The organism is Streptomyces canarius, assembly GCF_014650735.1.
GTDB classification, from domain to species: Bacteria; Actinomycetota; Actinomycetes; order Streptomycetales; family Streptomycetaceae; genus Streptomyces; species Streptomyces olivaceoviridis.
Genome location: NZ_BMVN01000040.1, coordinates 36823 through 63044, shown reverse-complemented (window position 1 = coordinate 63044; position 26222 = coordinate 36823). Strand labels below are relative to the sequence as shown.

General features: G+C 73.9%; 20 protein-coding genes. 14 read left to right on the top strand and 6 right to left on the bottom strand.

Annotated elements, in window-relative coordinates; genetic code table 11:
• Positions 1-48 precede the first annotated feature (48 nt).
• Both murQ and IE294_RS36340 read right to left on the bottom strand, forming a co-directional pair.
• Positions 49-945, bottom strand: coding sequence for an N-acetylmuramic acid 6-phosphate etherase (gene murQ / locus IE294_RS36345; protein WP_189893331.1), 897 nt, complete (start codon positions 943-945; stop codon positions 49-51).
• Positions 946-1099: 154 nt separating this feature from the next.
• On the bottom strand, positions 1100-2044 hold the full coding sequence (locus tag IE294_RS36340) for a MurR/RpiR family transcriptional regulator (RefSeq protein ID WP_189893329.1): 945 nt from the start codon (positions 2042-2044) through the stop codon (positions 1100-1102).
• A 227-nt stretch (positions 2045-2271) separates the two neighbouring features.
• On the opposite strand from IE294_RS36340, the gene IE294_RS36335 reads away from it, so the two are divergent.
• The 4 genes from IE294_RS36335 to IE294_RS36320 all read left to right on the top strand — a co-directional run bounded on the left by IE294_RS36335 (position 2272) and on the right by IE294_RS36320 (position 9073).
• Complete coding sequence (locus tag IE294_RS36335; RefSeq protein ID WP_189893328.1) at positions 2272-3270, top strand: N-acetylglucosamine kinase; 999 nt, start codon at positions 2272-2274, stop codon at positions 3268-3270.
• Positions 3271-3278: 8 nt separating this feature from the next.
• A complete protein-coding gene (locus IE294_RS36330; protein ID WP_189893326.1) occupies positions 3279-4850 on the top strand; it encodes a sodium:solute symporter in 1572 nt (523 codons plus the stop codon).
• Positions 4851-5007: 157 nt separating this feature from the next.
• A complete protein-coding gene (locus IE294_RS36325) occupies positions 5008-6174 on the top strand; it encodes an anhydro-N-acetylmuramic acid kinase (RefSeq protein ID WP_189893325.1) in 1167 nt (388 codons plus the stop codon).
• A gap of 16 nt (positions 6175-6190) precedes the next feature.
• Positions 6191-9073 (top strand): FAD-binding and (Fe-S)-binding domain-containing protein, encoded by a 2883-nt coding sequence (locus IE294_RS36320; RefSeq protein WP_189893324.1) that lies wholly within the window; start codon positions 6191-6193, stop codon positions 9071-9073.
• Between the two features lie 38 nt (positions 9074-9111).
• On the opposite strand, the gene IE294_RS36315 is transcribed toward IE294_RS36320, so the two are convergent.
• The gene (locus IE294_RS36315) at positions 9112-9597 is read right to left on the bottom strand and encodes a hypothetical protein (protein WP_373315910.1); all 486 of its coding nucleotides are present in this window, start codon (positions 9595-9597) and stop codon (positions 9112-9114) included.
• A 248-nt stretch (positions 9598-9845) separates the two neighbouring features.
• Positions 9846-10424, bottom strand: coding sequence for a TetR/AcrR family transcriptional regulator (locus IE294_RS36310; protein WP_189893323.1), 579 nt, complete (start codon positions 10422-10424; stop codon positions 9846-9848).
• A gap of 288 nt (positions 10425-10712) precedes the next feature.
• Between IE294_RS36310 and IE294_RS36305 the strand changes: the two genes are divergently transcribed.
• Genes IE294_RS36305 through IE294_RS36290 form a run of 4 tightly spaced genes read left to right on the top strand, consistent with a single transcriptional unit; the run spans position 10713 to position 15565 of the window.
• Complete coding sequence (locus IE294_RS36305) at positions 10713-11294, top strand: (2Fe-2S)-binding protein (protein ID WP_189893322.1); 582 nt, start codon at positions 10713-10715, stop codon at positions 11292-11294.
• The gene (locus IE294_RS36300) at positions 11291-12283 is read left to right on the top strand and encodes an FAD binding domain-containing protein (protein ID WP_189893321.1); all 993 of its coding nucleotides are present in this window, start codon (positions 11291-11293) and stop codon (positions 12281-12283) included. Before IE294_RS36305 ends, IE294_RS36300 begins: the two co-directional genes overlap by 4 nt.
• Positions 12280-14418 carry a xanthine dehydrogenase family protein molybdopterin-binding subunit gene (locus IE294_RS36295; protein WP_189893320.1) on the top strand — a complete coding sequence of 713 codons (2139 nt, stop codon included), beginning with the start codon at positions 12280-12282 and terminating at the stop codon, positions 14416-14418. The genes IE294_RS36300 and IE294_RS36295 overlap by 4 nt, the downstream gene beginning before the upstream one ends.
• The gene (locus IE294_RS36290) at positions 14411-15565 is read left to right on the top strand and encodes an XdhC family protein (RefSeq protein ID WP_189893318.1); all 1155 of its coding nucleotides are present in this window, start codon (positions 14411-14413) and stop codon (positions 15563-15565) included. The genes IE294_RS36295 and IE294_RS36290 overlap by 8 nt, the downstream gene beginning before the upstream one ends.
• An 860-nt stretch (positions 15566-16425) precedes the next feature.
• Here the strand turns inward: IE294_RS36290 and IE294_RS36285 are convergent.
• The gene (locus IE294_RS36285; protein WP_189893316.1) at positions 16426-17022 is read right to left on the bottom strand and encodes a TetR/AcrR family transcriptional regulator; all 597 of its coding nucleotides are present in this window, start codon (positions 17020-17022) and stop codon (positions 16426-16428) included.
• Positions 17023-17179: 157 nt separating this feature from the next.
• Here IE294_RS36285 and IE294_RS36280 point away from each other — a divergent pair, with 157 nt between their 5' ends.
• From IE294_RS36280 to IE294_RS36260, 5 genes are all read left to right on the top strand, one after another.
• Positions 17180-18139 (top strand): alpha/beta hydrolase family protein, encoded by a 960-nt coding sequence (locus IE294_RS36280; RefSeq protein WP_189893314.1) that lies wholly within the window; start codon positions 17180-17182, stop codon positions 18137-18139.
• 197 nt (positions 18140-18336) lie between these two features.
• On the top strand, positions 18337-19161 hold the full coding sequence (locus IE294_RS36275; RefSeq protein WP_189893312.1) for an aldo/keto reductase: 825 nt from the start codon (positions 18337-18339) through the stop codon (positions 19159-19161).
• A gap of 39 nt (positions 19162-19200) precedes the next feature.
• Positions 19201-19995, top strand: coding sequence for an SDR family NAD(P)-dependent oxidoreductase (locus IE294_RS36270; RefSeq protein WP_189893310.1), 795 nt, complete (start codon positions 19201-19203; stop codon positions 19993-19995).
• Between the two features lie 88 nt (positions 19996-20083).
• Positions 20084-20980 (top strand): RNA polymerase sigma-70 factor, encoded by an 897-nt coding sequence (locus IE294_RS36265; protein ID WP_189893308.1) that lies wholly within the window; start codon positions 20084-20086, stop codon positions 20978-20980.
• A 76-nt stretch (positions 20981-21056) separates the two neighbouring features.
• Positions 21057-21461 carry a hypothetical protein gene (locus tag IE294_RS36260; protein WP_189893307.1) on the top strand — a complete coding sequence of 135 codons (405 nt, stop codon included), beginning with the start codon at positions 21057-21059 and terminating at the stop codon, positions 21459-21461.
• Between the two features lie 9 nt (positions 21462-21470).
• Here IE294_RS36260 and IE294_RS36255 read toward each other — a convergent pair whose 3' ends face one another.
• Positions 21471-23933: a SpoIIE family protein phosphatase gene (locus tag IE294_RS36255; RefSeq protein ID WP_189893305.1), complete on the bottom strand. Its 2463-nt coding sequence runs from the start codon at positions 23931-23933 to the stop codon at positions 21471-21473.
• A gap of 218 nt (positions 23934-24151) precedes the next feature.
• Here IE294_RS36255 and IE294_RS36250 point away from each other — a divergent pair, with 218 nt between their 5' ends.
• A complete protein-coding gene (locus IE294_RS36250; protein ID WP_189893303.1) occupies positions 24152-26218 on the top strand; it encodes a SpoIIE family protein phosphatase in 2067 nt (688 codons plus the stop codon).
• The last annotated feature ends 4 nt before the right edge of the window (positions 26219-26222 follow it).

Here is a 26222-nt window from a genome sequence, read left to right as displayed (position 1 = left end):
ATCCAAGCAATTCCGTGATGTTAAGTCAAGGCTTGAAGTAAGCCTTGTTCAGTCCTGCCCCACGGCCGTGCGCGTGTCGCCGCCGGCCTTCTCCAGGCGCCGGGCGGCCTCCTCGGCGGTGCAGTGGGCGAGGAGCATGACGATGGCGGTCTTGGCGTGGCCGCCCGCCGCCCGCAGCGCCTCGGCGGCGGCGTCGGGGTCCGCGCCGGTCGCCTGGACGACCATCCGGCGGGCGCGGTCGAGCAGCTTCTCGTTGCTGGCCCGGACGTCGACCATGAGGTTCCCGTAGACCTTGCCCAGGCGGACCATGGAGGCGGTCGAGAGCATGTTGCACACCATCTTCTCGGCGGTGCCGCCCTTCAGCCGGGTGGACCCGGTGAGGATCTCGGGCCCGGTGGGGACCTCGATGGGGATGTCGGCGTAGCGGCTGATCACCGCGTCGCGGTTGCAGGCGACCGACACCGTCGTCGCGCCCTTGGCGGCGGCGTGCTTCAGGCCGCCGACGACGTAGGGGGTCCGGCCGCTGGCGGCGAGCCCGACGACCGTGTCCCGGTCGTCCACGCCGATCCCGTCGAGGTCGGCGGCGGCCCGCTCGGGTTCGTCCTCGGCGCCCTCCACCGCGACGACGAAGGCGCCGGGGCCGCCGGAGAGCAGGCCCACCACCTGTTCCGGGGCGGTGCCGAAGGTCGGGGGGCACTCGACGGCGTCGAGCAGGCCGATACGGCCGCTGGTGCCGGCGCCGAGGTAGATCAGCCGTCCGCCCCGGCGCAGGGACGCGGTGATCGCCTCCACGGCGGTGCCGATCTCCGCGAGGGCGCCGCGTACCGCGAGGGCGACCGTCCGGTCCTCGTCGTTCATGACCGACAGCAGTTCACCGACCGGCATGCGGTCGAGGTCGGCGGTCCGCTCGTTGCGGGTCTCGGTGCCGAGAGCGCTGAGGTCCATGGCGGCGTTTCCTTTCCTGGGCGGTACGCGAGTTCTTGGGCGAGCCGGGGGCGCAGGGTCTGCGCCTGAGGCTCGGGGCAGGGGCGGGTGCGCCCCCGGCGGGGCGGAGCCGGAGTGCTTCCGGGGGTGGCGGGACAAGCCGGCGGGCGTGCCGTCAGTCGGTGGTCTGCGCGCGGCGTCCGGGCTGCGGGGGCCTGCGGCGGCGGACGGCCTCGTAGGTCTCGTGCAGCGCCGCGGTCGCGGCGTCGAAGCCGCGCTGGGCGACGCCGACGAACAGGCAGTCGACGACGGCGAGCTGGGCGATGCGGCTGACGGTCGCGCCGGACCGGAAGGGGGTCTCCCGGGCGCAGGTCGTCAGTACGAGGTCCGCGCTGCGGGCCAGCGCGGAGCGGGGGACGTTGGTGAGGGCGATGGTGGTGGCGCCGCGCGCGGCGGCGGCCTGGAGCGGCTCGACGGTGTCCTCGGTCTCCCCGGAGTGGGATATCGCGAGGGCCACGTCGCCGGGTCCGAGCAGGGCCGTCGCGGTGAGGGCCGCGTGCCGGTCGGTCCAGATGAACGCCATGTGGCCGATGCGGTGCAGCTTCTGGTGCAGGTCCTGGCCGACGAAGGCGCTCGCGCCGACGCCGAAGATGTCGATCCGCCGCGCTCCCGCCACGGCGTCCACCGCACGGCCCAGGACGTCGATGTCCAGCCCGGCCCCGGAGTCCTCCAGGGCCCGCACCTCGTTGTAGACGATCTTCTCGACGATCTCGCTCAGCGTGTCGGTGGCGCTGATGTCGGTGCTCGGCATCGGGCGCTCGCCGTCCAGAGCGTGTTCGCGGGCCGCGGCGGCGGCGAGGGCGAGGCGCAGCTGGGGGTAGTTGGTGATGCCTATCGTCCGGCAGAAGCGCATGACCGTGGCCACGGAGGTGTCCGCCCGCCGGCCGAGCGCGCTGATGGACAGCTCCGACGCCTGCGCGGGATCGGCCAGGACGACGTCGGCCACCCGTCGTTCCGACGGTGCCATGGCGGGCAGTTCCGCGCGGATGCGCGCCAGGGTCCCGGCGGGGGACTCGTCCGCCGGCCGGGCCGGGGTGCGGGGTGGTTTCTGGCCGGCCATGGACCGCTGCCTCCTGGGTGAACGCCCGTCTGGGTGGCGCCACAGTAACCAGGCCCCGCGAGGCACGTCAAAAATTTACGGACCTCACCCGATGAGGTTACTTATTGACATCCGGAGGTTCGCCTTCTGATACTCGCTGCACCGCGATCCGCGCCGGCCACTGGCCTCCTGGCCACCCCGTGACCGTTCGACGTGACGGATCCCCTGGACACACGAAGGCGTGCCGCATGACAGCAGCAGTGGCGGTGGACCTGGGCAAGACCGGCTGCCGTGCCGTGCTGTGGGACGGCGCCGGCCCTGCCCCGGACGTCCACGAGGTGCCCGGCGCCCCCGGGCTCGCCACCGACGACGGGGTGACGACGGCCCGTGCGGCCGTGCTCGCCGCCGTCCGGCCCCTCCTGGCGCGGGAGCCCTCCGTCCGGCCGTCGGCCGTCTGCGTGGGCGCGGCGGGAGCCGCCGCCGCACCGGACGCGGCCCGTGCCCTGGCCGGGCTGCTCCTGGAGGACCTGTCCGCCGAGGAGGTGGCCGTCACCAGCGACGCGGTCACCGCCCACGCCGGCGCCCTGGGCGGCCGTACCGGCGTCGTGCTCGCGATCGGCACCGGCTCGGTGGCCGTCGGCATCGGGGACGACGGCACGTTCGCCCGCGTCGACGGCTGGGGTCCCTGGCTCGGCGACGAGGGCAGCGGCGCCTGGATCGGCGCCGCCGGGCTGCGGGCCGCGCTGCGCGCCCACGACGGACGCGGCCCGGACACCGCGCTGCTGGCCGCCGCCACCGAGCGCTTCGGCGACCCCGACCGGCTGCCGCTGGCCCTGGGCCGCGACGGCAATCCCGCCCGTACCGCCGCGTCCTTCGCACCGGACGTCGCGCGCACGGCCGCGGCGGGCGACCCCACGGCCTCGGCGATCGTCCGGGACGCCGCCACCGCGCTCGGTGAGGCCGTGCTCGCCGCGGCCCGCCGGATCGGCGGCGACGGCCTCGACGTCGCCGTCACCGGCGGACTCACCGGCCTCGGCGAACCGCTGCTCGGACCGCTGCGCTCGACGCTCGCCGGCTTCCCGCGCCCGCTGCGCCTGCACCCCCCGCTCGGCGACCCGCTGGACGGCGCGCGCCTGCTGGCCCTGGACTCCCGCAGGCCGCACGAACCCCATGTCGTCCGCGTCCGGCGGACGGCCCCCTTCCCCCCTGTCCCCACCCCGCCGGTCTCCCCGCCGGCCGTTGCTTAGGAGAGAGCGTGCGCCAACTCGACCTCGTGGTGATCGTCGTCTACCTGGTGGCGATCGCCGTGATCGGACTGCGCCTGGCCGGCCGGCAGAAGACATCGAAGGAGTACTTCGTCGGCGAGGGCAGCATGCCGTGGTGGACGGTGTCGTTCTCCGTGGTCGCCACCGAGACCAGCGTGCTCACCGTCATCAGCGTGCCCGGCGGCGCCTACAGCGGACAGGGCTTCGGCAACGTCGAACTGGCCCTCGGCTACGTCATCGGCCGCGTCGTCGTGGCCACCGTACTCATCCCCCTGTACAAGCGGGGCGGCTTCGTCAGCGCCTACCAGTACCTGGGGACCAGATTCGGGCTGAGACTCCAGGGACTGGCGTCGGTCACCTTCGTCTTCACCCGTCTCCTCGCCGAGGGCGTGCGGCTGTTCGCCTCCGCGATCCCCATCAAGCTGCTGCTCGACGAGTTCGGCGTGCACGCGGGCTACCGCGTCATCATCATCGTGCTCACCGTGATCACCGTCGTCTACACCTACCTCGGCGGCATCAAGGCGGTCATCTGGACCGACGCCATCCAGATGGGCCTCTACCTGGGCGGCGCGGTCCTCGCCATCGCCGTCCTGTCCGGGCACGTCGGCGGCGCCGGCTACTCGCGCGCCCTGCACGCGGGCGAGTTCCGGCTGTTCGACACCGACTTCGGTCTCGCGCACATCCTGACCAGCCCGTTCGCCCTGCCCACCGCGATCGTCGGCGGCGCTATCTTCGCCATGGCCAGTCACGGTTCCGACCAGCTCATCGTCCAGCGCATCCTGGCCACCCGCTCCCTGCGCGACGGCCAGAAGGCGATGATCGCGTCCGGTGTCTTCGTCACCTTCCAGTTCGCGGCGTTCTCCCTCGTGGGCGCGCTGCTGTGGGCGTACAACGAGGGCAAGAGCTTCAAGGAGCTCGGCCTGGCCAGCTCCGACAACCTGTACCCGAACTTCATCCTGCACGGGCTGCCCGTGGTGATCTCCGGCCTGCTCGTGGCCGGCATCCTCGGCGCCGCGATGGGCTCGCTGTCCTCGGCGCTGAACTCCATGTCGAACTCGACCGTCGCCGACATCATCCACAGCTTCTTCCGCACGACGCCGTCCGAGGCGTCGCTGTTGAAGCTCGCCCGGGTGATGACGCTGGTGTGGGCGGCGCTGATGGCGGTCTTCGCCTGCGCGTTCAGCACCAGCACGGGCAACGTCTACCTCACCGGTCTGACCATCGCCGGCTACACCTACGGCGCCCTGCTCGGCGCGTTCCTGCTCGGCCGGATCGTCCGGCGCGCGGGCGAGGCCGACTCCGTGGTGGCGTTCCTGGTGACGGTCGGCGTGATGACGTACATCGTGCGCGAGGTGAAGATCGACGTGACCGTGGGCGGCGCCACCGTACCGACGGCCATCGCCGCGCAGTGGCTGGTCCCGATCGGCGTGGTGGTCACCCTGGTCGTCGGCGGTCTGATGAGCTTGTTCCACCGCGCCCCCGAACCCGGGCAGGCCCATCCGGCCGACGGCGAACCCGGCCCCGGCCAGGGGCGGGTCACGGCGGCCGTCCAGCAGGACTGAGTCCGGCCGGCCGGGGGCGGGACGGCACCACCGCCCCCGGCCGGCGACCAAGGACCGCACCTACTCCCTTCCCCCACGCTTCCCGGAGGCACGCACCATGTCCCAGTCGCAGCGCACTGCGTCCGCCGAGCCGGCTGGGGGCGGTCCAGGAGGGGCCATGCGGGTGATCGGGCTGATGTCCGGCACGTCGTACGACGCCATCGAGGCAGCCGCCGCCGACCTCGGCCTGGACGGCGACAGCCTGCTCCTGCGCCCCCTCGGACACCTCTCCGTGCCCTACCCGGACGACCTGCGCGCCCTGATCGCCGCCACGCTGCCACCGGCCGCCACGACCACGCAGGCCGTCTGCGCGCTGGACAGCGGCATCGGGCAGGCCTTCGCCGCAGCGGCGGCGCGTGCGCTGCGGGAGCTGTGCGCCGGGGCGGCGGACCTGGTGGTCTCGCACGGCCAGACCCTGCACCACTGGGTGGAGGACGGCATCGTCCGCGGCACCCTGCAACTCGGCCAGCCGGCCTGGATCGCCGAGGAGACCGGGCTGCCCGTCGTCTCCGACCTGCGCAGCAGGGACGTCGCCGCCGGCGGCCAGGGCGCCCCGCTGGTCGGCCTGACCGACACCCTGCTGCTGCGCGCCCTGCCCGGCACCCCGGCGGCGCTGAACCTCGGCGGCATCGCCAACGTCACCGTCGTCGCGCCCGGCGCCGAGCCGCTGGCCTTCGACACCGGCCCCGCCAACGCCCTGCTCGACGCGGCCGTACGGCACTTCACCGGCGACGGCGCCGCCTACGACGCGGACGGACGCCGGGCCGCCGCCGGAAACGTCAGCCCCGAACTGCTCCGCTTCCTGCTGGCCGACCCCTACTACCGCAGGCCCGCCCCGAAGACCACCGGCAAGGAGCACTTCCACCTGCCGTATCTGCTGCGGGCGCTGGACGCCGTACCCACGCCCGCCGCCGACGACGTCCTGGCCACGCTGGCCCGGCTGACCGCGGTGACCGTGGCCGACGCCTGCCGGGCCCACGGGGTCACCCAGCTCGTCGCCTCCGGCGGCGGCACCCGCAACCCGGTGCTCATGCGCATGATCGGCGAAGAGCTGCCCGGGGTGCCGGTGCGCCGCAGCGACGACCTCGGGCTGCCCTCCGACGCCAAGGAGGCCCTGGCCTTCGCCGTCCTGGGCTTCCTCACGGTCCACGGCCTGCCCGGCACCCACCCCTCCGCCACCGGCGCCGCCAGGGCCACGCTGCTCGGCAGCATCACCCCCGGCCGGGCGCCGCTGCGCCTGCCCGCACCCGTCGCAGAGCCGCCGCACCTGCTGCGGATCGTCTGACCCCACCCGAGGACCCATGAGCCCCTCCGCCGCCCCCTCCTCCGCCGCGCACGCGTCGGAGCGGCCCGACCGCCTGGCCGAGCTGCTGTCCGCGTGCGTCGACGACCCGGCCAGGGTCACGACCGACGTCCCCCGCAGGGTCGCCGCCGCCCACGACGCCTCGCCGTACCTGTTCACCCCGCGCGCGGTGGTGCGTGCCGTGTCGGCGGCCGAGGTGGGTGCCCTGATGGCCGGTGCCCGCGCGGCCGGGCTGCCGCTCACGCTGCGCTCGGGGGGCACCAGCCTCGCGGGGCAGGCGGGCGGCGACGGCATCCTCGTGGACGTCCGCAGCGCGTGGCGCGGCGCCGAGGTCCTCGACGAGGGGCTGCGCATCCGGGTGCAGCCGGGGCTGACCGTGCGGCAGGTGAACGCGCGGCTCGCCCGGTACGGACGCCGGCTCGGCCCCGACCCGGCCAGCGAGTCCGCCTGCACCATCGGCGGCCTGGTCGCCAACAACTCCAGCGGCATGAACTGCGGCACCCGGGACAACGCCTACCGGACCATGGAGTCCCTCCAGTTCGTGCTGCCCTCCGGCACGGTGGTCGACACCGCGCTCCCCGACGCGGACCAGGCGCTGCGCGCCCGCGAACCCGAACTGCACGCGGGCCTGCTGCGGCTGCGCGACCGCGTGCGCGGCTCGGCCCGGTCCCGCGCCACCGTCGAGCGGCTGTTCTCGATGAAGAACACCATGGGCTACGGCCTCAATTCGTTCCTGGACCACGACGAACCGGCCGGCATCCTCGCCCACCTGATGATCGGCAGCGAGGGCACCCTCGGCTTCGTCGGGGAGGCCGTCTTCCGCACCGTCCCCCTGCTGCCGCACACCGCGACCGGTCTGCTGGTGCTGCCCGGTCTCGCCGAGGCCACCGACGCCCTGCCCGCGCTGCTCGCCGCCGGCGCCCGCACCGCCGAACTCCTCGACGCGGCATCGCTCCGGGTGGCCCAGCAGTCCCCCGACCCCGTCGACGAGGTGCGCGGCCTGCGCGTGGAGCGGCACGCGGCCCTGCTGGTGGAATTCGCCGAGGAGGACCCGGGGCTGCTGGCGCAGCGGGTGGCGGACGCGCGGGCGGCCCTGGACCGGCTGCCCACGGTGAGCGACACCGTGCTGGTGGGCGACCCGCGCCCGCGGGCCCGGCTCTGGCACCTGCGCAAGGGCCTGTACACCGCCGTCGCGGGCGCGCGCCGTCCCGGCACCACCGCGCTGCTGGAGGACATCGCGGTGCCGATGGACCGGCTGACCCGTACCTGCGAGGGCCTGACCGGGCTCTTCGACCGGTACGGCTACCAGGACGCGGTGATCTTCGGCCACGCCCGCGACGGCAACCTCCACTTCATGCTGACCCAGGACTTCGACTCCGCCGCCGAGGTCGAGCGCTACGCCCGGCTCACCGACGCGATGGTCGACCTCGTCCTGGACGCCGGGGGCACGCTGAAGGCCGAGCACGGCACCGGGCGGGCCATGGCGCCGTTCGTGCGCCGGCAGTACGGCGACGAGTTGTACGACGTCATGCGTGAGCTGAAGCGGCTGTGCGACCCGCACGGGGTGCTCAACCCGGGTGTGCTCCTGGACGACGACGCGAGCGCGCACCTGCGCAACCTCAAGAGCATCCCGGAGGTCGACCCCGCCGTCGACGCGTGCGTCGAGTGCGGCTACTGCGAGCCGGTGTGCCCCACCGCCGACGCCACCACGACACCGCGGCAGCGCATCGCCCTGCGGCGCGAGATCGCGCTGGCCACGGCGGCGGGTGACGAGGAACGGCGGCGCGCGCTGTCCGAGGACTACGGCTACGCGGCCGTCGACAGTTGCGCGGCCGACAGCCTCTGCGTCACCGCGTGCCCGGTCACCATCGACACCGGGGCGGTGATGAAACGCCTGCGCGCCGACCGGCACGGTGCGGTCGCGCAGCGCGCGGGAGACACGGTGGCCCGGCACTGGGGGACCACGGTCAAGGCCGTACGCGCCGCCCTGGACACCGCCCACGCCGTCCCCTCCCCCGTCCTGCGCTCCGCCACCGGGGCGCTCCGACGGCTCGGGGCGGGCGAGCTGGTACCGGCCTGGACCGACGACATCCCCCGGGGCGGCCCCGCCCGCCCCGCGCCCCACCACCCGGCCAGGGCCCGCGCGGTGTTCTTCGCCGCGTGCATCGGCAGTCTCTTCGCACCGGAGGAAGGCGCAGGGGGAAGCCCCGGCGGAGCGACCGGCGCGGCCGGGGCCTTCCTGCGGCTGTGCGCGCGGGCCGGGGTTCCCGTGGCCGTCCCCGCCGGGCTGGACGGGCTGTGCTGCGGCACCCCCTGGCAGTCCAAGGGCTACACGGCCGGGTACCGCACCATGGCCGCCCGCACCCTGGAAGCGCTGTGGGAGGCGAGCGGGCACGGCCGGCTGCCTGTGGTGTGCGACGCCTCGTCCTGCACGCACGGCCTGGACCAACTGCGCGAAGCGCTGCCGGAGTCCGACCGCGCCCGCTTCGCATCCCTGCGCTTCGTCGACAGCGTCGTCTTCGCCGCCGAGCACCTGCTCCCCGCCCTGCCCGAACCCCGGCGCCTGGGCAGCCTCGCCCTGCATCCCACCTGCTCCACGGTGCACCTCGGCATCGAGACCGCCCTGCGCGCCGTGGCCGCGGCGGTGAGCGACGAGGTGACCGTGCCCGACAGCTGGGGCTGCTGCGCATTCGCCGGGGACCGGGGTCTGCTGCACCCGGAGATCACCGCGTCCGCCGTCGCCGCCCAGGCCGCCGAGCTGAACGCGGGCACGTACGACGCGTACGCCTCCTGCAACCGCACCTGCGAGCTGGGAATGACCCGGGCCACGGGCCGCCCCTACCGACACGTCCTGGAACTCCTGGACGAGGCGACGGCCTGAGGGAGCGCGGGGCGGCACCGGCCGGGTGGCACCGCGGCTTACAGCCGGTCCCCCACGCCGGCCGGTTCCGGAGGATGCGGTCCGCCACCGTCCTTGACGTCCTGCTCGCAGGTTCGTCTGTCGTAGGACTGGTCGTTGGGGACCAACAGGACTCCGGCAACCTGCTCAGGGTGCTCGACGGCGAGCCAGTCGTCGCCCGTGTGGTCACCGTCCGGGCCGAACGCCTCGGCCGAGTGGACCGTCCGGCACCCCAACGCCACGCGCTCCTCATCGACCGCGCAGGCGTCCACCGCGGGGCCGGATCCCTCGTCGGCGCCGTCGAAGCGGTAGTGGAAGTGGACCTGGTCTCCTTCGTCGGGCACCTGCGGGTGGGGCTCAAGGCGCCAGTCGACGACCTCGGCGATGACGCCGAGAGGCCGCCCGGACGTGTCCTCGACCCGCACCCTGACACCGGCCTCACCGCGCTCCGCGGTCGTGTCGGTGCAGCCCCAGTGGGAAGAGCAGCCGGACAGGGCGAGAACCACCAGAGCCGACAGAGCACCGGCACGTGCGTGGAACAACGTCTTGGGCGACCGGCCGCCGGCAGCGAGGCGCCCCTCCCGGGCGAGCGCCGTCGGCGGCGCGGTGCCGTACACGCGGGGTGTCCCCGCGCCGGCCGCTCTCCGCAAGACGCCGTGCTCCCGGGGCCGCGGGGCTCGCCCGCGCGGCACCCCGCCCGCGGTGCGGCGGCGCTCGTTCAGCGGGCGCTTCCTCCGGTGACCGCGCGCGTGCCTCATCCCCCACGCGCCCCGCTGCGCAAGCCGTCCATGACCAGGTCGAGGAGGCGGGCGGCGCGGGGTTGCCAGTCGTCGTGGGGGTCGAGTTGCCACAGGCCCGCTATGGCGAGGAAGAAGTCGTCCGCGGTGACTCCGGACCGGATGGTGCCCGCTTCCTCGTTGGCGCGGAGCAGGATTTCGGCCGCGTGGGCCACCGGGGTGGGGGACGGCTTGGCGGGGCCGCCCGGCGCGCCGGTGACCTGGCGTATCGCGTCGGCCAGCCCGGCCTTGGCCATGGCGAACTCGGCGAGCCGGTCCATCCAGGCGCGCAGGGCCTCGTCGGGTGCCCGGTCGGCGAGCAGGTGTTCCGCGCTCTCCGCGACCTGCCTCATCTCATGGCGGTAGATCTCCAGGACGAGTGATTCGCGGTTGGGGAAGTTGCGGTAGAAGGTGCCCTGCCCGACACCGGCCTTCTTGGCGATCACGCTCAGCGGGGCGTCGGCGCAGCGCGACAGCTCGGTGAGCGCCACCTCCAGGATGCGCTCGCGGTTGCGCTGTGCGTCCGAGCGCCGGGGTGAGTCCTTCTGCTGCGGCACTCGTCCTCCTCAAGGCGTGGCCGAACCTCGCCCTTGCTAAGCGGACAAGTGTCCGTTACGTTTCCTGTGAGCGGACAGTTATCCGTTTACGTTCACCATAGCGGCTGAGGCGGCCCTGCGGCAGTCGTCAGTCGCCCTCACCGGGGTCCCAGCCCCCGGCACTCCGCACCTTCGCACCGCAGCTTCGCACCCGCCCCTCGCGGCACACACCGCACGACGCACCCCCCGCGCCGCCCACCCCCGGCCGCCGGTCCCCCGTCTGTCCTGGAAATGCGAAAGAAGCAGCCCATGGCCTCATCGACGTCCAGTGTCATCACCTTGAAGATCAACGGCGAGAAGTACACACTGCCCGTCGACCACCGCACCACCCTGCTCGACGCCCTGCGCGAGCGGCTCGATCTCACCGGCACCAAGAAGGGCTGCGACCAGGGGCAGTGCGGGGCCTGCACGGTCCTGCTGGACGGGCGCCGGTCCGTCGCCTGCCTGCAACTGGCCGTGGCGGCCGAGGGCCGGGAGATCACCACCATCGAAGGCGTGGCCGACGGCGACCGTCTCCACCCCGTGCAGCAGGCGTTCCTCGACCTGGACGGCTTCCAGTGCGGCTACTGCACACCGGGCCAGATCTGCTCGGCGATCGGGATGATCGAGGAACACGCGGCGGGCTGGCCGAGCGCCGTCACCGAGGACGTCCGCCCCGAAGCCGGGCCACCACCCCTGACCGCCGAGGAGATCCGCGAGCGGATGAGCGGAAACCTGTGCCGTTGCGCCGCGTACGTCTCGATCGTCGACGCGGTGGCCCGCGCGGCCGGGGCCCGGCCCGACGAGGGCCACGCGCACTCCGCGACGGGCGCCGAGGAGGCCGTGGCATGAGGGAGTTCGACTACCAGCGTGCGCACGACGTCGCCGGGGCCGTCGCCCTGCTCGGCGCCGATCCGGACACCCGCTACCTCGGTGGCGGCACCAATCTCGTCGACCTGATGAAGACGGGTGTCGAACGGCCCGCACGGCTCGTCGACATCCGCGAACTCCCGCTGGACGAGATCGAGACCACGCCGGAGGGCGGCCTGCGCATCGGCGCCACCGTCACCAACGGCGACCTGGCCGCCCACCCCGAGGTCCGCCGCCGCTACCCGGCGCTCGCCCAGGCGGTGCTGGCCGGTGCCTCCGGCCAGCTGCGCAACATGGCCACGGTCGGCGGGAACCTGCTCCAGCGCACCCGCTGCGGCTACTTCACCGACGTCACCCAGCCCTGCAACAAGCGGGTGCCCGGCAGCGGTTGCCCCGCCGTCCAGGGCGAGCACCACAACCACGCGATCCTCGGCGCCTCCGACCACTGCGTGGCCGTACACCCCTCGGACATGGCCGTGGCCCTGACCGCCTTCGACGCCGTGGTCCGGTTCGAGACGGCGGACGGGCCCGGACAGGTGCCGCTCGCCGACTTCTACCTGCCCGTCGGGGACACCCCGCACCGGGAGACCGCCCTGCCGCCGGGCGCGCTGATCACCGGCGTCACGCTGCCGCCCGCCCCGGTCGCCGCCCGCTCCCGCTACCGCAAGGTCCGCGAGCGCGCCTCGTACGCCTTCGCCATCGGCTCCCTCGCCGCCGCGCTCGACGTCCGTGACGGCGTCGTCCAGGACGCGCGCCTGGCCCTCGGCGCCGTGGCCTCCCGCCCGTGGCGGGCCGTCGCGGCCGAGCGGGTCCTGACCGGCGCACCCGCCACCGCCGAGACCTACGCCGCCGCGGCGGACGCCGAGCTGGCGGCGGCCCGGCCGCTGCCGCACAACGGATACAAGGTGGACCTCGTCCGCAACCTCGTGGTGGCCGTCCTGACCGAACTCGCCGAGGAGACCGCACGATGACCGCCGTCACCACCGGAACCCCCACGCAGGCGCCCTCGGTGGGCACCGGCCACACCCGTGTCGAGGGCAGGGACAAGGTCACCGGAGCGGCCCGCTACGCGGGCGAGGTGCCCTTCGCCGGCCTCGCCCACGGCTGGCTGGTGCTGTCCACGATCGCCCGGGGCCGCGTCAGCGCCCTCGACACCGAGCCCGTCCTCGCCATGCCGGGCGTCCTGGGCGTGCTGGACCACCGCAACGCCCTGCGCCTGGAGACCGACTACACCGGTCTGATGGGCATGCGCCCCGACCCGACCTGCGCGGTCTTCCAGCACGACCGGGTGCCGCACCGGGGCTGGCCGGTGGCGCTGGTCGTCGCGGAGACCTCCGAGCAGGCGCGGGAGGCCGCCGAGGCCCTCGTCGTGGACTACGAGCAGGAACCGCACGACGTCGAGTTCACCGGCGAGCACCCGGACGCGTACCCGCTGGACGGCCACATGCCGGCGGTGACGGAGAAGGGCGACCTCGACGCGGCCCTCGCCGCCTCGCCCGTCGTCGTGGACGCCGAGTACACCACCCCCGAAGAGCACCACAACCCGATGGAGCCGCACGCGGCGACCGCCCGCTGGGACGGCGGGCAGCTTGAGGTGATCGACTCCAACCAGGGCGTCACCTGGGTCGCCGGCGAACTCGCGAACCTCTTCTCGCTCGACCCGGCCTCCGTGCGGGTGCGTTCCGAGCACGTGGGCGGCGGCTTCGGCAGCAAGGGCGTCCGCGCCCACCAGGTCGCCGCCGTGATGGCCGCGACCGTCCTGCAACGGCCCGTGCGGGTGGTCCTCACCCGGCGCCAGATGTTCTCGCTGGCCGGCTACCGCAGCCCCACCACCCAGCGCGTCCGGCTCGGCGCCGACACCGACGGACGGCTGCGCGCGCTGGAGCACAGCGCCGTCAGCGCCACCTCCACGGTGTACGAGTTCGTCGAACCGAGCGCCGGGGTGGCGCGGGTGATGTACGACGCCGAGGCCCACCACACCGCCAACCGCCTCGTACGGCTCGACGTGCCGACCCCGACGTTCATGCGCGCTCCGGGCGAGGCACCCGGGTCGTTCGCGCTGGAGGCGGCGCTCGACGAACTCGCCGAGAAGTGCGGGGTCGACCCGGTCGAGCTGCGCCTGCGCAACGAACCGGACAAGGGCCCGGTGTCGGGCCTGCCGTTCGCCGGCCGCAATCTGGCCGCCTGCTTCCGGGAGGGCGCCCGGCGGTTCGGCTGGGCGGACCGGGACCCGCGCCCCGGGGTGCGCCGCGACGGGCGCTGGCTGCTCGGCACCGGTACGGCCGCGGCCTCGTTCCCGGCGGGCGCCGCGCCGTCCACCGCCGCCGCGACCGCGCTCCCGGACGGCACCTTCACCGTGCGGATCTCCGCGGCCGACATCGGCACCGGCGCCCGTACCGCGCTCACCCTGGTCGCCGCGGACGCCCTCCAGGTGCCGCCGGAGCGGATCCGGATGCGCATCGGGGACAGCGCCTTCGGCCCCGCGATGATCGCCGGCGGCTCCATGGGCACCCGTTCCTGGTCCTGGGCGGTCCGGGCCGCGGCCGGTGAGCTGCGCGAACGGCTGGCCCTCGGCGCCGACATCCCGCCGGAGGGCATCACCGTCCGCACGAACACCGCCGAGGCCATCGCGGCCCTGCCGCCCGCCGAACGGCACTCCTTCGGCGCGCAGTTCGCCGAGGTCGCCGTGGACGCCGGCACCGGTGAGGTGCGGGTGCGGCGCATGCTCGGCGTCTTCGCGGCGGGCCGGATCGTCAACCCCCTCACCGCCCGCAACCAGCTACGGGGCGGCATGATCTGGGGCATCTCCATGGCCCTGCACGAGGAGGCCGTCCGGGACCGCGCCTCGGGCGGCCACGTCGGCGCCGACCTCGCCGGCTACCACGTGGCCACCCACGCCGACGTGCCCCGCGTCGAGGCGGACTGGATCGACGACACGGACCCGGACGACCCGGTCGGCATCAAGGGCATCGGAGAGGTCGGCATCGTCGGCGCCGCGGCGGCGATCGCCAACGCGGTCTGGCACGCGACCGGCGTGCGCCACCGTGCCCTGCCCATCCGGCCCGACCGGATCCTGTCGGCCGCCGCGGGAGCGCCGGATGCTTGATCTGGCCGAGGAGCTGCGCCGCTGGACCGAGGAGGGCCGGGAGTTCGCCGTCGCCACCGTGGTGGCGGTCGGCGGCAGCGCGCCGCGCGGTCCCGGCGCGGCCCTCGCCGTCGACAGCGCGGGCACGGTCATCGGCTCGGTCTCCGGCGGCTGCGTGGAGGGCGCGGTCTATGACCTGTGCCGCGAGGCGCTGCGGACCGGCCGGAGCGTGGTCGAACGGTTCGGGTACAGCGACGAGGACGCCTTCGCCGTGGGACTGACCTGCGGCGGGACGCTCGACGTCCTGGTCACGCCGGTGACCGGCGAGACCCCCGTGAGGACCGTCCTGGGGCCGGCGCTGTCGGCCGCCGCGCGGGGCGAACCGGCGGCCCTCGCCCGGGTCGCCCGGGGCCCCGCCGAACTCCTCGGCCGGGCCCTGGTGGTCGGGTCCGACGGCACGGTGGAGGGCGGTCTCGGCGGCCACCCGGAGCTGGACCGGGTGGCGGCGGCCGAGGCCCGCGCGCTGCTGGAGGCGGGCCGCACCGGCACGGTGGAGCTGTCGGCGGACGGCTCGCACTGCCCTGGCGGCGTGACGCTGCTGGTCGAGTCGAACGTGCCGCCCCCGCGCATGATCGTCTTCGGCGCGGTGGACTTCGCGTCGGCGCTGGCCCGGGCCGGCAAGTTCCTCGGCTACCACGTCACCGTCTGTGACGCCCGCCCCGTCTTCGCCACGCCGGACCGGTTCCCGGACGCCGACGAGGTCGTCGTCGACTGGCCGCACCGCTACCTGCGGCGCACCGCGACCGACGCCCGTACGGTCCTGTGCGTGCTCACCCACGACGCGAAGTTCGACATACCGCTGCTGAAGGTGGCCCTGCGGATGCCGGTCGCGTTCGTCGGGGCGATGGGTTCGCGCCGCACCCACGAGGACCGCGACCGGCGTCTGCGGGCGGAGGGCCTCACCGAACGGGAGCTGTCCCGGCTCCGCTCACCGATCGGACTCGACCTCGGCGCCCGCACACCGGAGGAGACCGCCCTGTCCATCACGGCGGAGATCGTCGCCGCGCGGCGGGGCGGCACGGGGGTGCCGCTGACCGGCGGGAACACGCCGATCCACCACGAGAACGGGCACGGGGACGGGGACGGCGGACGGGCGGCGGTCGCCTGACGGACCTCGGGTACGGCGAGGTTCGGTTCGGTGACCGGGACGTCGCCGCTCACCCGGCCGGTCGCGGTCAGCAGGCCGCCGGGCAGGTCCACGCCGCAGGCGCCGGCGTGGACCTGCCCGGGGCGGTGGGCGCCGGTGCCCGCGGAGGCGATGCGGTCGGTTCGCGGGTGGCATGCGATCGGTTCGCGGCGTGGCGTGCGGACGGCCCGGTCCCGGATCACGTCGGCCGGTGGCCGCCGCGACCGCGGGTTCCGGCTCCGCATCGAGAGCACCCGCGTCACATGGCCACCCGGCGCCGAAGCGTGGAGGGCGCGGCCGAGGAGATCCGCGAGCGGGGTGCCGCCGGGGCGACGCTCGACGGCATCCGGGCCCGCACAGCGACCAGCAGGAGCCGGCTGGTCCACTGCTTCTCCCGGTTGCCGCCGGCGGTGGCCGCCCGCGAGGCCCTGTCGTCGAACTCCCGTCTGTCGCGCGACGCCCTGCACGCTCCCCCACTGCCTCGACGGCGTGGGAGGTGCCCCCACTCGCCGCACCGGGCCCCGGCCCAAGTCCGTTACGAGGGCCGGGGCCCGGCACTCCCCCAGCCTTCGGCCGGGGGGACCCCCAGAGCACGCACCTGACGCCGCGCGGGCCGCCGCCCGGGCGGACGACGGGAGTTCGACGACAGGACGTAGGCCGAACGCGTCCCGGAGGACCCGGAACCGCACCTCGGCGACCTGACCGCCCCCAGGCCCGGGGCGGAGATCGGCGCGATTACGCCCGCCGGGCCGGGAGCCGACCGCGCCTCGGCCCGCAACGGCGACGTGGCGGGCGTCCCGGCCAGGGTCCGCCGGCTCCGGTGACCCGTCCGCACCCCGTCGTCAGGACGGCCGCGGGAGCCGGAGTCCCTGGAGGAGCAGGGCGACCAGGCGGCGGGGGTCGTAGCGGGGGTCGTCGCCGGCGCCGAAGCAGAGGTTGCCGATGCCGCGCATCAGTTCGTACGGCTGTGTGCCGGGCCGGATCTCGCCCGCTTCGACCGCCGCGTCGAGCAGTCGCTCGGCGACGGGCAGCAGGCGGTCGAGGAAGTAGGCGTGGAGCGCGGAGAAGCCGCTGCTGTCCGGTTGCGGTGTGGCGGCGAGTCCGTGCTTGGTGACCAGGAAGTCGATGAAGAGGTCGATCCACTCACGCAGCGCCGCGAGCGGCGAGTCGGCGTCGGCCAGCAGGCGCGGGCCCGCGTCGGCGCACTCCTCGACCTGGTGGCGGAAGACGGCGACGACGAGATCGGCCCGGGTCGGGAAGTGCCGGTAGATCGTCCCCATCCCCACGCCCGCCTTGGCCGCGATCTCGCGGATCGGCGCGTCGACGCCGGAGGTCACGAACACCTCGGCGGCGGCGGCCAGCAGCTTCTGCTGGTTGCGCACCGCGTCGGCCCGCCTCCCCGGGGCCGGCGCCGGTCCGGTCTGCCCTGAAATGGACACCGCACTGTCTCCTTGCCTCTCGCCGCCAGTAAGCGGAGCAATGTTCCGCATGCGCTTGTGAAGCGGAACGGCGTTCCGTATCGTAACCGTGCCCGCAAGCGGAACAACGTTCCGTTTCACGTCCGGCCGATGCCGGACCCCGAGGAAGGCCGCGCTCATGAGCACACCCGACTCCGCCCCCACCGCCACCCCGCCGACCCCCGTGCTCTCGTACGGCCCGGTGGTGCTGCCCCTGCCCGGACGCCCCGTCGACCTCCAGGTACGCGTCACCGCGCCGGCCACCGGGACCGACCTGCCCGTCGTCCTGCTCTCCCACGGACACGGCAATTCGCACCACCTGTCCTCCCTCAACGGTTACGCGCCGCTCGCCCACCCCTGGGCCGCTTCCGGCTTCGCCGTCGTCCAGCCCACCCACCTCAGCTCCAGGACGCTCGCCCACCTGCTCGCCGACGCGCCCGGAGCGCCCCTCTTCTGGCGTTCCCGCGCCGAGGACATGACCCACGTCCTCGACCGCCTCGACGTGATCGAGAACGCCGTACCGGGGCTCGCCGGGCGCCTGGACCACGACAGCGTCGCCGTGGCCGGACACTCGCTCGGCGGCTTCACCGCGAGCCTCCTGCTGGGCGCCCGGCTCACCGACCCCGACGACGGTGGCGAGGTGCGCCTCCTCGAGCCCCGGATCAAGCAGGGCGTACTGCTGGCGGCCCCCGGCCGGGGCGGTGACGTCCTGAACGGGGCGATGGCCGAACGGGCGCCGGTCTTCAGGACCCTCGACTTCTCCACCATGACCACGCCCGCGCTGGTCGTCGCCGGCGACAGGGACGACTCGCGGCACTTCACGGACATGGGACCGGCCTGGCACGCCGACCCGTACCACCTCGCCCCGGCCCCCAAGACCCTGCTCACCCTGTTCGACGCGGAGCACGGCCTCGGCGGGATCGCCGGGTACGACGCCGCCGAGACGACGGACGAGCACCCCGGACGGGTCGCCGCGCTCGCCCGGCTCACCTCCGCCTACCTGCGCAGCGCGTTCAGGCCGGGCGACAGCGCGTGGCGGGACGCCCAGGAGGCGCTGACCACCGGCCCGGACGCGTTCGGACGGGTGGAATCCAGGTAGACACGCCACCCCCGGGGCCGCTTGCGCTTGCATGTATACCGCGTCCGCAACTATTGTCGACGACCGTAAGGCGTGTGCGCATGAATGCCCACGCCTGGAAATGACAACGGTCGCTCTCGAGGACGCGACGAGGGGTACCCAGACGGGACGCCCCCCGCACCCGGCGAGCGGCGCACTTCCGGAAGGACGGCACTGCCATGACCTCGATCCCGAACGTCACGCTGAACAACGGCATCGAGATGCCGCAGCTCGGCTTCGGTGTCTTCCAGGTCCCCGACGACGAGACCACCGCCGCGGTCGCGACCGCGCTGGAGGCCGGGTACCGCAGCATCGACACGGCCGCGATCTACGGCAATGAGCGTGGCGTCGGCCGGGCCATCGCGGAGTCCGGCGTCGCGCGCGACGAGCTGTTCGTCACCACCAAGCTGTGGAACGAGGACCAGGGCCACGACGCGACCCTCGCGGCCTTCGACGCCTCCCTCGACAAGCTCGGTCTCGACTACGTCGACCTGTACCTCATCCACTGGCCCGCCCCGGCCCGCGACCTGTACCTCGACACCTGGCGGGCCTTCGAGAAGATCCTCGGCGAGGGCCGCGCCCGTGCGATCGGCGTCTCCAACTTCCAGGTGGCCCACCTGGAGCGGCTGATGGAGGACACCGGCGTCACGCCCGCGGTCAACCAGGTCGAGCTGCACCCCGGCCTCCAGCAGGAGGAACTGCGCGCCTTCCACGAGCGGCACGGCATCGCCACGGAGGCGTGGAGCCCGCTCGCGCAGGGTGCGGTCCTCGGCGACCAGGCGGTGGCGGACCTCGCCGCGCAGTACGGCGTGAGCCCCGCGCAGGTCGTGCTGCGCTGGCACCTCCAGATCGGCAACATCGTGATCCCCAAGTCGGTGACGCCCGAGCGCGTCCGGCAGAACCTGGACGTCTTCGGCTTCGAGCTGACCGACGAGGACCTGCGGAGCCTGGCCGCCCTGGACCGGGGCCTGCGGACCGGTCCGGACCCCGACACCTTCAACTGAGCGCCGTACCGTCCCGCCCCGCATCCGAGGAGGTTTCCCATGCACATCGACCTGACGGGCCGGACCGCGCTGGTCACCGGCTCCACCCAGGGCATCGGCCAGGCCATCGCCGTCGGCCTCGCCCGCGCCGGCGCGCGGGTGGTCGTCAACGGCCGTCGCGGCGAGACCGTCGAGAAGGCCGTGCAGGAGGTCCGTGCCGAGGCCGGCGCGGCCGACGTCGTGGGCGCGGCCGGCGATCTGGCGACCGCGGACGGCGCCCGGGCCGTGCTCGACGCCGTGCCCGAGATCGACATCCTCGTCAACAACCTCGGGATCTTCGGCGCCACCCCGCCGCTGGAGATCGAGGACGCCGAGTGGGTCCGCTACTTCGAGGTCAACGTGCTGTCCGCGGTCCGGCTGATCCGCGCCTGCCTGCCCGGCATGCGGGACCGGGGCTGGGGCCGCATCGTGAACGTCGCGAGCGACTCCGCCGTGGTGATCCCGGCGGAGATGATCCACTACGGCATGACGAAGACATCGCTCCTCGCGGTCAGCCGCGGTTTCGCCAAGGAGGCCGCCGGAAGCGGTGTCACCGTCAACTCCGTGATCGCCGGGCCCACGCACACCGGCGGCGTCGAGGACTTCGTCCGGCAACTCGTCGGGGACGAGCTGAGCTGGGACGAGGCGCAGCGCGAGTTCATGCTCACGTACCGGCCGCAGTCCCTGATCCAGCGGCTCATCGAGCCCGAGGAGATCGCGAACATGGTCGTCTACCTCAGCTCGCCCCACGCCTCCGCCACCACGGGAGGCGCGCTGCGGGTCGACGGCGGCTACGTGGACTCCATCCTGCCCTGACGCCATTATGTGATCCGCCTCACAAACTGTCAGAACCCGCGCTTCTCAGGTGTCTTGATGTCAAGGCCAGCGAGAAGAGGGGCGAGACATGGGCGATCACGCCGGCGAACCGGCGACCGAGGCGTTCGTCGAGTACCGGAACCTGCTGTTCACCGTCGCGTACGAGATGCTCGGCTCGGCCGCCGACGCCGAGGACGTCCTCCAGGAGACCTGGCTGCGCTGGGTCGAGGTCGATCTGGCGCAGGTGCGCGACCGGCGCGCCTACCTGGTGAGGATCACGACCCGGCAGGCGCTCGACCGGCTGCGCGCGCTGAAGCGCCGCAGGGAGGCGTACGTCGGCCAGTGGCTGCCCGAGCCGATGCTCACCGCGCCGGACGTGGCCGAGGACGTCGAACTGGCCGAGAGCCTGTCGATGGCGATGATGGTCGTCCTCGACCGGCTCTCGCCCACCGAGCGGGCGGTGTTCGTGCTGCGCGAGGTGTTCGACGTCGACTACGCCGAGATCGCCGAGGCCCTCGGCAAGAGCACTGCCGCCGTCCACCAGATCGCCCACCGCGCCCGTCGGCACGTCGAGGCCGGCCGCCCCAGCACGGTGGTGCCGCCGGGCGCCACCCGGGCGGCCCTGGAGTCGTTCCGGCGGGCGCTGGAAACCGGGAACCCGCAGGACCTCCTCGACGTGCTCGCCCCGCAGATCGTCCTCGTGAGCGACGGCGGTGGTCTCAAGCGGGCCGCGCTGCGGCCGATCGTCGGCGCCGAGAACGTGCAGCGCTTCTACTTCGGCGGCTCCCACCGGAACCGGGGCACGATCACCTGCGACCCCGCCGTGGTCAACGGCGGCCCGGCGCTGGTCGTACGCCTAGACGGCGAGCTCGACGGCGTCATGGCCGTCCGCGTCGAGGACGCCCGCATCACCGGCCTCTACTACGTCCGCAACCCGGAGAAGCTGACCCGCATCGCGTCCGGGACGATGCTCACCCTGCGCTGAGCACGCCGGGCCGCCACCGGGACACCACCTGTTCCGCACATCACGCGGCACACCACGCATACGAGGGGGACCCACCATGACCGCACGGACGACGGCGGAACACTACGGCCACGCACTCCTGAAGCTCGCGACCGCCCTCCAGACCCTGGCCCTCTTCTTCCAGGCGGCCACCGCCGGACTGCTGCTGTCCTCCTCCTACGGCGAGACGCTGCACGGCGCCGGTGCCCGCGTGATGTACGGCGCGTCGATGCTGTACGTGCTCGCGGCGGTCCTGGCCTGGCGGCCGGGCGGCGGATCGCCCCGTCCCGTCCTGCACGCCTCCGGCTTCCTCGTCCTCGCCTCCGCGCAGGTCGTCCTGGGCATCGCGCACGTCCCGTCGCTCCACGTCCCCCTGGGCGTCCTCATGTTCGGCCTCAGCACGCTCGCGCTGGGCCGGGCACTCACCACCCGCCCGCCGGTACGCCCCGGCACGCCGTCGTAGCCGCCCTGCTCACGGAATTTCCTGCTCCGCCCAGATGATCTTTCCGTCGGGTGTGTACCGGGCTCCCCAGCGATGGACCAGTTGGGCCACCAGGAACAGCCCCCGGCCGCCCTCGTCCGTGCTGCGGGCGTGCCGCAGCCGGGGGGCGGTGCTGCTGCCGTCGGCGACCTCGCAGGTCAGACGGGCGTCACGGAGGAGGCGCAGCCGGATCGGCGGGACCGCGTAGCGGATCGCGTTGGTGACCAGCTCGCTGACGATCAGTTCCGTCGTCATGGCCAGGTCCCCGAAGCCCCATGCCTCCACCTGGCGGGCGGCGCGGGTCCGGACGTCGGCTACCGCGGCCGGGTCCGCCGGGACGTCCCACGAGGCCACCTGGTCGGGCCGTACCGCGTGTGTACGGGCCAGGAGCAGGGCGATGTCGTCGGACTGGGGACCGGGAGCGAAGCGCTGGACGGTGGTCCGGCACAGGGTGTCCAGGTCGGTGCCGGGCCGGGCCAGGGCCTCGCCGAGCCGGGCCATGCCCACCTCGATGTCGCGGTCGGCCGCCTCGACCAGTCCGTCGGTGTAGAGGCCGAAGACGCTGTCCGGGGGCAGTTCGATCTCGCCGGTCTCGAATCCGAACCCGCCCAGCCCGAGCGGCGGACCGGCGGGCGGGGTGGGGAAGTCGACGCGTCCGTCCGGTGTGACGAGCACGGGCGGCGGATGGCCGGCCCGGGCCATCGCGCACCGCCGGGTGACGGGGTCGTAGACGGCGTACAGGCAGGTCGCCCCGAGGAACGCGCTCGCGCCCTCGTCGGCCTCCCCGTCGCCGGTCTCCTCCTCGCTGAGCCGGAGCACGAGGTCGTCGAGATGGGCCAGCAGGTCGTCGGGCGGCAGCTCCATGTCCGCGAGGGTCTGTACGGCGGTGCGCAGCCGGCCCATGCCCGCCGCGGCGGTGATGCCGTGGCCGACGACGTCGCCGACCACGAGTCCCACCCGGGCGCCGGACAGCGGGATCACGTCGAACCAGTCGCCACCGACTCCGCCGGCCGGGTCCGCGGGCAGGTAGTGCGAGGCCACCTCCAGCGCGGTGCCGCCGCTCAGGGTGTGGGGCAGCAGACTGCGCTGGAGCGTGACGGCCGCCGCGTGCTCCCGGCTGTAGCGGCGGGCGTTGTCGACGCACAACGCCGCCCGCGCCACCAGTTCCTGGGCCACCAGGACGTCGTCGGGCTGGAACGAGACGGGGTTGACCGAGCGTACGAACGTGGTGAGGCCGAGGACGGTGTTCCGGGCCCGCATCGGCACGGAGATCAGGGAGTGCAGTCCGAACTCCCTGTTGCTGCCGGCCCGGCCCGGCTGCTCCGTGATCCAGAGGTCGTCGGCCGGGTCGAGCACCGGGACGAACGTGGGCTCACCCCTGACGAGCATGCCGGGGTCGCGCGGCGGAGGGAGGAAGTCCACCCGGTCGCCGATCCGCGCCACGGCCTCCGGGCAGCCCTCGCGCACCGAGCTCATCCCGGCGCGGCGCAACACCGGCCGCGCCGACGCCGGTCCCGCGTCGGTCAGCCACGCCCCGTGTCCCGCCGTGCTGAGGACGGGTTCCAGGAGGTCGACGACGACGAAGTCCGCGAGGCGGGGCACCGCGAAGTCGGCCAGCTCCTGGGCCGTGCGCAGCACGTCCAGCGTCCTGCCGATGCTGGTGCCGGCCTCGTTGACCAGCGACAGCAACTGGCGGGCGTTCCACCGCTCGGTGACGTCCATGACCATGGAGCAGACGCCCGTGACCGACTCGTCCGCGTCCACGAGGGGGAAGAAGGAGGTGGAGTAGGCGTGCTGGCGGTGGGGGTCGGACCAGCTCCATCCCACGTACTCGTAGTCGGTGACCGGGACCCCGGTCTCCACGACCTTCCGCATCAGCCCTTCGAGGGTCTCGGTCTGGAGCCCGGGCAGCAGCTCGCTGAGCCGGCGCCCCAGCCGCTGTTCGCGGGGCACGCCGCCCAGGCGTTCGAGGGTGTCGTTCAGCCACACGTAGCGCAGCTGCCGGTCCACCACCGCCATGCCGACCGGCGAGCGGGTCAGGAACCCGTCGAGGACCGACTCGCCCACGGACCACCGCTGCCGCCGCTCGCGCGCCGAGAGCAGGAAGCACTCTTCGCCGTGGATGCGGAAGACGGCGGACACCCGGAGGTCGACCTCCATCCGGTGGCCGTCGCGGTGCTGTACGGGGACGAGGCCGCTCCATCCCCTGCCGGCCCGGCAGCGTTCGGCGATGCCGACGATGCGCACGAGGTCCACCGGCATGGCCGCCAGGCGCGCGGCGGACCGGCCGACGGCCTCCGCCGCCGGATAGCCGAACAGCTCCTCGGCGCCCCGGGTCCAGCCGAGCACGATGCCGCGGCCGGAGAGCACGGCGACCGCGTCGGAGGACGCGTCGAAGAGGTCGCACGCGTCGGCGTGCTTGGGGGGATCGGAGCCGTTTCGCACAGGATTCATGGGTTCCGTCCTTTACATGACTATGGTCCTGCTTGTCTGGTCGATGCGCACGGTCCGGAGGGCGGGGCGGGGCCCCGGCCGGGGTTCGCCGGCGGTGGCCGGGGCATCACGGGGCTGTGTCGCTCCCGCGCAGGACCGGAGGGAGCATGGAAGGAACCGGGTCCGGCCGGAACCGGGGCCCGGTCCGGGCGTCGCCTGCCGGTACAGGAGGCTCAGGGATGACAGCCGAATCCTTCCCGACCGACGATGATCCGAACGACGCCGAGCCGCCCCGGCGGACCAGCCTGCTGGACGTGCTCAGCGTGGCCGCGCTGGTCCTCGACACCGACGGGCGCATCGTGTTCTGGACCCCGCAGGCCGAGGAGTTGTTCGGCTACTCCGCGGACGAGGCACTCGGCAGACAGGCGGCCCGCCTGATCATCCACCCCGAGCACCTGCAAGCGGTCGTCAAGCTGTTCGCGGACGTCATGGCGACGGGCCGGAGCTGGGCCGGAGCGTTCCCCATCCGGTACAAGGACGGCAGCACGCGCCTGATGGAGTTCCGCAACATGCGGCTGCTCGACGACCTCGGGGACGTCTACGCCCTCGGGCTCGCCGCCGACCACAGCCTGCTCCAGCGCGTCGAGACCGATCTCGCCCTGTGCGAGCGGCTGATCAACCAGTCCCCGATCGGTCTCGCCCTCCTGGATCCCGATCTGCGGTATCTGCTGGTCAACCCGGCGCTGGAGCGGATCGACGGCATCCCCGCCGAGGACCACCTCGGCCGCCGGCTGCGGGAGACCCTGCCCTTCCCCGACGTCGACACCGTCGAGTCCGCGCTGCGTCAGGTGCTCACCACCGGCACCCCGCTGCTCGACCAGTACCACGTGGGCCGGCCCCGCTCCGACCCCGAGCACGAGCACGCCTGGTCCCTGTCCTTCTACCGCCTGGAGGACCCGAGCGGGCGGGTGCTCGGCGCCGCCATATCGGTCGTCGACGTCACCGAACGGCACCGCGCGGCGGCCGAGGCGGACCGGGCCCGGCGCCGGCTGGCCCTGATCGCCCACGCCTCCACCCGCGTCGGCACCAGCCTGGAGGTGGAGCAGACCGCCGCCGAGCTGGCCGAGATCGCCAGCCGCGAACTCGCCGACGTGGTCGCCGTGGACGTACTCGACTCCGCCCTGGCCTGCCGCCGCGTGCGCGAGCCGGCGGGCGGCCCGGAGCTGTTCCGCGCCCTCGCCCTGAGGGCGACCCACCCCACCGTGGCGCTGCGCGCGGCCGACGCCCCCGGTGACCTCGCCTCCTACGACGGGGACCGGCTGGTCACGCTGTGCGTGCACACCGGCCGGCCGGTCCTGGTGCGGCACGTCGGCGAACGCGATCTGCGGCGGATCGCCCGGGACGCGGAGGCCGCCGCGCTGCTCGCGCGCTCCGGTGTCCACTCGTACCTCGCCGTGCCGCTGATCGCCCACGGCGAGGTGCTGGGCGCCCTCGACCTCAAACGCACCCGCACCCCGGCCCCGTTCGACGACGACGACGTCGTCCTGGCCGGCGAGCTGGCGAGCCGTGCCGCCGTGGCCATCGACAACGCCCGCTGGTACCAGAGCGTGCGCAACACCGCCCTGACCCTCCAGCGCAGTCTGCTCCCCGACCATCCGCCGCACCACACCGGCCTGCTCGTGGCCTCCCGCTACCAGCCGGCGCAGGCCACCAGCGAGGTGGGCGGCGACTGGTACGACGTCATCCCCCTCACCGGCGACAAGACCGCCCTGGTCGTCGGGGACGTCATGGGCAACGGCATCGACGCCGCCGCCACGATGGGCCGGCTGCGCACCGCCACCTGCGCCTACGCGGACCTGGACCTGGAGCCGGACGAGGTGCTCCAGCATCTGGACAAGATCACCTGCGATCTGGAGCACTACATCGTGACGTGTCTCTACGCCGTGTTCGACCCGCACACGCGACAGTGCCGCATGGCCAACGCGGGGCACATGCCGCCCGCGCTGGCCCGCACCGGCGAGGACCCGAGGCTGCTCGACCTGCCCTCCGGCGCCCCGCTCGGCGTCGGCGGCATCCGGTTCGAGACCACCACGGCCGTGCTGGGGCCCGGCGACCTGCTGGTGCTCTACACCGACGGCCTCGTCGAGACCCGGCAGCACTCGATCGACGACCGGTTGAACACCCTGCTCGGCTTCCTCGACGCGCCCGAGCGGCCCCTGGAGGAGACCTGCGACCTGCTGCTGCACGGCCTGCGGCACCCCGACGACCACGACGACGTGGCCCTGCTCGTGGCCCGGGCGCTGTAGGTGC